Below are 6,077 nucleotides of genomic sequence, written 5' to 3'. Positions count from 1 at the left end.
AGGGCACGCCGCCCGCCGACGCCGAGAAGTTCGAGCGCGAGACGGAGAAGTTCGAGAAATACTTCTCGCCCAACCCCGGCAAGGGGTCCTGAGGCCGCGCTCGACGGTCGCACGGTCCGCCGACGCGCGCCGGAGAGGATTTACAGCCTTCCGTACGCTGACGCTGTGGACGTTTTGAAATTCCGCAGATTTGTGATAGGTTACTGTCATTGGGTCGGGCGGTCTGCGATTTCTTCGCGCCGCCCGCGTTTGCGACAGAATCCCGCCCATGCAGGCGGGATCGGCCAGAGGTTTGGTGATCCGTTTCCGTTTTGACGACTGACGCTAATCGCGCCGACGGCCTTTCCGCCGCCGGACGATGTCCCGTCGTCTTTGCGTTTTCGTCTCGCCCGTCCTCCGCGCCGGGAAAGGAATGACATGACGAACAAGAGTGGTCTGGAGTTCAAGGTTGGCGACGCGGTCGTCTATCCGGCGCACGGCGTCGGCAAGGTGGCGGCCGTCGAGACCCAGGAAGTCGCGGGCATGTCTCTGGAGGTCTATGTCGTGACCTTCGATCACGAGAAGATGACGCTGCGGGTCCCGACCAAGAAGGCCAAGACCGCCGGCCTGCGTTCGCTGGCCGCCGACGACGTCGTGTCCAAGGCCCTGACCACGCTGAAGGGCCGCGCCCGCATCAAGCGCACCATGTGGTCGCGTCGCGCCCAGGAATACGAAGCCAAGATCAACTCGGGCGACCTGATCTCGATCGCCGAGGTGGTCCGCGACCTGCACCGCGCCGACAGCCAGCCGGAACAGTCCTATTCGGAGCGTCAGCTCTATGAATCGGCGCTGGATCGCATGGCCCGCGAAGTCGCCGCCGCCAACCGCATCGACAAGGACGCCGCCGTCGAGTTGCTCGGCAAGTCGCTGAGCGCCAAGAAGGCCGTCATCGCCGCCGCCGAAGCGGCCGAGGCCGAAGCCGAGGAAGCCGAAGCCGCCTGATCCGGCGACGAACGCTGAAGAACGAAAGGCCCGGGATCGCTCCCGGGCCTTTTTTCAATTGGGGCCGCCGCCGCCCGTGCCGGAGACGGATTCGAGATAGGCGATGACGTGGGCGACCTCGCTGGCCTCCAGTTCGATCGGCGGCATGGCGGGATGGGCCGTGACCAGTCCCTCGGCCAGGGCCTCCTGCAGATCGCGCACGGGATAGGTGCGGCCCATCTGACGGAAGGGCGGCGCGGCCTTCATGGGGCTGTCGCCAGTCAGTTCCACGGCGTGGCAGCCGGCGCATCTCTGCCGAACCAGGTTTCCGCCCAGGGCTGCGGAGCCGAACGGGGACGCATACACCGAGCCGGACGGCGGAGCTTCGTCCGTCGCACATCCGGCCAGCGCGAACGCCAGCGCTCCCGTCACGATCATCATCCGGTTGCGGTTCATGTCGTCGCCTCCTCCGGCAATGGATACCGGAGCATGCCGACCAACCGTGACCGAGGTCAAACGCCCTAGAAATACTCGGCGTTGGCCGGGCATTGCGCCGCGAGTCGGCGGGCGGTGATGCTGGCCGGCAGGTAGGGCGTGCCGCGCGCCAGCTGGGCCCCGCCGCGGAAGGAGAAGCTCTCGGGCTGGTAGGCGCCGTTCAGGCGCACATTGACGCGCCGGCCCTTGCGATCCTCGCAGGTTCCTTCGAAACGGGCGTTGCCGTTGCCGACCTGGCGGACCGGATAGGTGCACTGCCAACGGCGGGTCGAGAGGCCGCCGAAGAAGCGGTGGATCTCGCTGGGGCGAACGCATTTGGTCTCGGTGTCGCGCACGCCGACGGCGCTGGTGGTGTATTCCCAGTAGCCCGGCAGGACAGTGTCCTCGCTGGACTGCGGCGCCATGGCGGCCTGCGGGGCGACGGGCGCGGCGAGGAACAGGGCGCCGGCGATCACGGGCGCAACGGTGGCGGCGGCGCGGACGAGGGCGGAAGGCTTCATGACGGTCCCCGGTTTGAACATCGGTCTCATGACTAAAGGGGATATATGGCGGCAATTGAACGGCGGCTGAACGGCTCCGCTATGTGCTCCAAGTCTTGACGGGACGAGGATTCCTCCTCTATACGCCCCCCTCTCGCGCGGGATGACCTCCCGCGCGCACCTGTTTCATGCGTCCGCCTCGTCTCGCGGACCGCTCCGAAGGATAGTCAGATGTCGCGTCGCTGCGAACTCACCGGGATCGGCCCCATGGTCGGCCACAGCGTGAGCCACTCGAACATCAAGACCAAGCGCCGGTTCCTGCCGTCGCTGAAGACGGTCAAGGTGGCCTCGGAGGCCCTCGGTCAGTCCTTCTCGCTGCGTATCTCGAACGCCGCCCTGCGCACCCTCGACTACAAGGGCGGCCTGGACCCGTTCATCGTCAAGGCCAAGGACGAGCAGCTGTCGGTCGCGGCCCAGCGCATCAAGCGCCAGGTCAAGGCCAAGCTGGCCGAGCAGGCCGCCACCTGATCGGCGACGACATCAAGATTTGAAGGGGCCGGTGGAAACGCCGGCCCTTTTTCTTTGCGCGCCGCGGACACATGCGGGGCGCTCAAGCTTCCGGTTGCACGACCGGCGACGGGCTCTAGTCTGGCGGCGGTCCACCGTCGGGAGTCCTCCGTGTCCTTGATCGCCTGTCGCGCCGCCCTGATGGGCGCATCCCTGATCGCCCTCGCCGCCTGCGCGACCACCGCGGCGTCCGTGGAGCCCGCCGCGGCCCAGGCGGAGCCGGTCCAGGCCGCCGCCCGCGAATCCACCGCCTTCACCCTCGGCACCGACCAGCCGCGGGCGCCCGAGCAGCTGGCGATGCGGTTCGACAAGGCCGACCTGTCGATCCGGGTGATCCCGGACGAGAAGGCCATCGACGCCGTCGCCCTCTGGACTTCACCGCCCTCGCCCCGGTCGACCGGCTGGTGGTTGAACTGGACACCCTGCTGACCGTGTCGGAGGTCGCCGTCGACGGCGTGGCCGTGCCCGCCGGGCGCTGGTCCAACCCGGAGGGCCGGATGGCGGTGGAGCTGGCGGAGACCCTGGCCGCCGGCGAGACGGCGCAGCTGCGCATCGCCTACGCCGGCCAGCCTCGCGTCGCGCCGCACGCTCCCTGGGACGGCGGCTTCGTCTGGGCCACGGCGCCGTCCGGCGAGCCGTGGATCGCCACCGCGGTCCAGCCCGAGGGCTGCGACATCTTCTGGCCGTGCATCGACCACCCGCTGGCCGAGCCGGGCCGCGTCGATCTGCACATCACCGTGCCGTCCAACCTGTCGGCGCCGTCGAACGGCCGATTCCTCGGCACGGTGGATCACGGCGACGGCTGGACGACGTGGAACTGGTCGGCGGCCAATCCGAACACCTATGCCATCGCATTGAACATCGGACCCTATGTCGAGATCGCCGACACCTATGAGAGCCGGTTCGGCAACCGCTATCCGATCCAGTTCTGGCATCTGAAGTCGGACGATCCGGCCAGGGCGCGGGCCCTGTTCGACGAGATCACGCCGATGCTCGACTTCTACGAGGCGACGGTCGGCCCCTACCCCTTCGGCGACGAGAAGATGGGCGTGGTCGAGACGCCGCACCTCGGCATGGAGCACCAGACGATCAACGCCTACGGCAACGAGTTCAAGCTGGACGGCCGCGGCTTCGACTGGCTGCTGCACCACGAACTGGCCCACGAGTGGTTCGGCAACCAGGTGACCAACCGCAACGCCGACGACATGTGGCTGCACGAGGGCCTGGGCAGCTATATGCAGCCGCTCTACGACCGCTGGCTGAACGGCGACCGGTTCATGGCGGCTTCGCTGCTCGACCAGCGACGCGGCCTGATCAACAAATTCCCCGTGGTCTCCGGCGAGGAGAAATCCGAGGACGAGGTCTACCAGGGCGACAAGGGGCCCGGGCTCGACATCTACAACAAGGGCTCGCTGATCGCGCACAGCCTGCGCCTGCTGATCGGCGACGAGGCCTTCTTCCGCTCGGTGACGCGGCTGGTCTACGGCACGGCGACGCCGCGGCCGGGCGAGTTCCGGCCGCGCTACGGCACGACCGAAGAGTTCCTCGCCATCGTTAACGAGGAGACCGGCCGTGACCTGACCTGGTTCTTCGACGGCTATCTGTACCAGGCCGCCCTGCCCGACCTGCGCCAGACGCGGGCGAACGGCGAACTGGCGCTGGAATGGGTGACCGGCAACGGCGCCGCCTTCCCGATGCCGGTCGAGGTCGAGATCGACGGACGGCGCCAGACCGTGGCGATGACCGGCGGAAGCGGCCGGGTCGCGGTCCCGGAGGGCGCCCATCTGCTGATCGATCCCGACAACAAGGTGCTGCGCCGGCTGGAGTTTATCGAGGCGTGGAAGGCCGCCGGCGGCTCAGGCGACTAGATCGCCTCCGCCGTCACCGACTGCCGGACCAGCTCGCAGCGGCCCTGGGTCGTCAGGAAGGCGATGTCGGCGGCGTCGCGACCGCAGGCGATCCGGACCAGGCCCTCGACCGGCGCCAGGCCGGTCGGGTCAACCAGCCACCAGCCGTTCGACAGCCAGACCTCGAACACGGCGTGGAAATCCGGCGGATTCAACTGGTGGGCGTAGGCGCTGACGGCGCGGGCCGGAATGCCCGAGGCCCGGCACAGGGTGATGCCCATATGGGTGAAGTCGCGGCACACGCCGGCGCGGTCGATAAAGGTGCGCGCGGCCGTGGTTTCGCTGTCCGACACGCCGGCTTCGTAGTCGATCTCGGCCCTGATCCAGTCGAGGATCTTCAGCACGCGGTCGCCGCCGACGGTGCCGCCGAAGGTGCGCTCGGCGAACCGGCCGAACTGGTCCGACGGGCAATAGCGGCTGGCGTTGAGGTAGGGCAGGACCTCGGCCGGGAGGTCGTTCCAGTCGTGTTGGACGGTGACGGGCGGCAATCCCTTGAGGGTGCCGTTGTCGACCACGGCCTCATAGGTCAGCGTCACTTCGCCCGACAGGTGGGCGCGCAGGGTGCGGGCCCCGAATTCCTCGTCCTGGCTTTCGATGAAGTCGGCGGCAGGCGCGGCGGTCAACCGCTCCTCGAGGATGGCCTGGCCCGGCCAGTGCGCCACATGGATCTTGTAGATGGCGTCGGTGGGCGGATCGAAGCGGTAGACGAGGTCGGCGCGGACACGAATCTTCATGGGGCCGGACTGGGCCGGCCCCATGAATTCGTCAACTCTTCAGGCGAAGAGGGCCTCAATCGCTTTCGGAACTGTCGTCCGACACGACCACGATCGCGGCCGCGACCACGCCGGCGATGGCGAGCAGTCCGATGAGGGGAATGCCGGCGAACTCGCTGGAGCTTTCCGCCTGGGCTCCGACGCGGTCACCCACGCGGGCCGTCGCTTCGCCGGCGGTCGCGGTCGCAGCCGCCTGACCGGCGATCAACAGTAGTCCGGCCGTGACAGCCGCAATCGTCTTTTTCATTGGTATCTCTCCCGATTACCTCAGGGCCTTAACTCGGTGAGAAACGGTTCGGTTCCCGCCTCGGATGAACAGCATCCGGTGAGTCTCGGCCTCGACCCGGCCACGCTAGGCTGAACAGTTGCTGAGAGGCAAAGCAAATTTGGCGGGACCGGCCTTCGGCCTCCCCTGGCGGGCCCTTCGCGACGAGCACAGCGGGATGATCGCGATACGTCCCTGAGTGGTGCATACGGCCGCCATGCGCCCGGGCGTGGCGGCGTCGACCGCCCCGGTCAGGGCTCCAGTTCGATGTCCCAATAGAGGTAGTCGAGCCAGCTCTGGTGCAGATAGTGCGGCGGAAAACGGCGGCCGAACTCCTGGAGCTGCCACGCGCTGGGCCGGTGCGGGGCGCGTCGCATGGGCATGCCGGCCTGCTGGGGCGTGCGGCCGCCCTTTTTCAGATTGCAGGGGCCGCAGGCGGCGACGATGTTCTCCCACGTCGTGCGACCGCCACGGCTGCGCGGGATGACATGATCGAAGGTCAACTCGGTCGTCGCGTTGCAGTACTGGCAGGCGAAGCCGTCGCGCAGGAAGACGTTGAAGCGGGTGAAGGCGGGCTGCCGATCCTGGTCGACGTAATTCTTCAGCGCGATCACGCTGGGCAGCACGATCT

The 6,077-nt window shown here is 67.7% G+C and carries 9 protein-coding genes and 1 pseudogene; 5 read left to right on the top strand and 5 right to left on the bottom strand.

Annotated features, from left to right (window positions below; all coding sequences use genetic code 11):
- Both RDU12_RS05985 and RDU12_RS05980 read left to right on the top strand, forming a co-directional pair.
- Nucleotides 1-92: DUF3470 domain-containing protein (locus RDU12_RS05985; protein ID WP_374990193.1), on the top strand; the 92-nt coding region annotated here is incomplete at its 5' end.
- Nucleotides 93-417: 325 nt separating this feature from the next.
- Nucleotides 418-981 carry a CarD family transcriptional regulator gene (locus RDU12_RS05980; protein WP_300292550.1) on the top strand — a complete coding sequence of 188 codons (564 nt, stop codon included), beginning with the start codon at nucleotides 418-420 and terminating at the stop codon, nucleotides 979-981.
- A gap of 54 nt (nucleotides 982-1,035) precedes the next feature.
- Here the strand turns inward: RDU12_RS05980 and RDU12_RS05975 are convergent, their stop codons facing one another.
- Both RDU12_RS05975 and RDU12_RS05970 read right to left on the bottom strand, forming a co-directional pair.
- Nucleotides 1,036-1,416: a c-type cytochrome gene (locus RDU12_RS05975; RefSeq protein WP_300292552.1), complete on the bottom strand. Its 381-nt coding sequence runs from the start codon at nucleotides 1,414-1,416 to the stop codon at nucleotides 1,036-1,038.
- 65 nt (nucleotides 1,417-1,481) lie between these two features.
- Nucleotides 1,482-1,955, bottom strand: coding sequence for a DUF3617 family protein (locus tag RDU12_RS05970; protein ID WP_308684262.1), 474 nt, complete (start codon nucleotides 1,953-1,955; stop codon nucleotides 1,482-1,484).
- Between the two features lie 210 nt (nucleotides 1,956-2,165).
- On the opposite strand from RDU12_RS05970, the gene rpmB reads away from it, so the two are divergent.
- From rpmB to RDU12_RS05955, 3 genes are all read left to right on the top strand, one after another.
- Nucleotides 2,166-2,462 carry a 50S ribosomal protein L28 gene (gene rpmB, locus RDU12_RS05965; RefSeq protein WP_300290104.1) on the top strand — a complete coding sequence of 99 codons (297 nt, stop codon included), beginning with the start codon at nucleotides 2,166-2,168 and terminating at the stop codon, nucleotides 2,460-2,462.
- A 150-nt stretch (nucleotides 2,463-2,612) separates the two neighbouring features.
- The gene (locus tag RDU12_RS05960; protein ID WP_308684261.1) at nucleotides 2,613-2,930 is read left to right on the top strand and encodes a hypothetical protein; all 318 of its coding nucleotides are present in this window, start codon (nucleotides 2,613-2,615) and stop codon (nucleotides 2,928-2,930) included.
- On the top strand, nucleotides 2,906-4,369 hold the full coding sequence (locus tag RDU12_RS05955) for a M1 family aminopeptidase (RefSeq protein ID WP_308684260.1): 1,464 nt from the start codon (nucleotides 2,906-2,908) through the stop codon (nucleotides 4,367-4,369). Before RDU12_RS05960 ends, RDU12_RS05955 begins: the two co-directional genes overlap by 25 nt.
- Here the strand turns inward: RDU12_RS05955 and RDU12_RS05950 are convergent.
- From RDU12_RS05950 to RDU12_RS05940, 3 genes and pseudogenes are all read right to left on the bottom strand, one after another.
- Nucleotides 4,366-5,142, bottom strand: a complete 777-nt coding sequence (locus RDU12_RS05950; protein WP_300290102.1) for a transglutaminase family protein — start codon at nucleotides 5,140-5,142, stop codon at nucleotides 4,366-4,368. The two genes, RDU12_RS05955 and RDU12_RS05950, sit on opposite strands and share 4 nt — an antisense overlap.
- Before the next feature lie 55 nt (nucleotides 5,143-5,197).
- Nucleotides 5,198-5,428: a hypothetical protein gene (locus RDU12_RS05945; RefSeq protein ID WP_300290101.1), complete on the bottom strand. Its 231-nt coding sequence runs from the start codon at nucleotides 5,426-5,428 to the stop codon at nucleotides 5,198-5,200.
- A gap of 269 nt (nucleotides 5,429-5,697) precedes the next feature.
- Nucleotides 5,698-6,077 (bottom strand): annotated as a pseudogene (locus RDU12_RS05940) (HNH endonuclease); the annotation flags it as partial.

The sequence above is a fragment of the Brevundimonas sp. genome, assembly GCF_031082345.1.
In the GTDB taxonomy this organism is placed as follows: domain Bacteria; phylum Pseudomonadota; class Alphaproteobacteria; order Caulobacterales; family Caulobacteraceae; genus Brevundimonas.
The sequence above is the reverse complement of the archived record's forward strand: the minus strand, read 5'-3'. Positions and strand labels throughout refer to the sequence as shown.

Coding starts and splice junctions, on each gene's coding strand:
- RDU12_RS05945 (WP_300290101.1), bottom strand. CDS start 5,428: ATGAAAAAGACGATTGCGGCTGTCACGGCCGGACTACTGTTGATCGCC.
- RDU12_RS05975 (WP_300292552.1), bottom strand. CDS start 1,416: ATGAACCGCAACCGGATGATGATCGTGACGGGAGCGCTGGCGTTCGCG.
- RDU12_RS05970 (WP_308684262.1), bottom strand. CDS start 1,955: ATGAAGCCTTCCGCCCTCGTCCGCGCCGCCGCCACCGTTGCGCCCGTG.
- RDU12_RS05950 (WP_300290102.1), bottom strand. CDS start 5,142: ATGAAGATTCGTGTCCGCGCCGACCTCGTCTACCGCTTCGATCCGCCC.
- rpmB (WP_300290104.1), top strand. CDS start 2,166: ATGTCGCGTCGCTGCGAACTCACCGGGATCGGCCCCATGGTCGGCCAC.
- RDU12_RS05980 (WP_300292550.1), top strand. CDS start 418: ATGACGAACAAGAGTGGTCTGGAGTTCAAGGTTGGCGACGCGGTCGTC.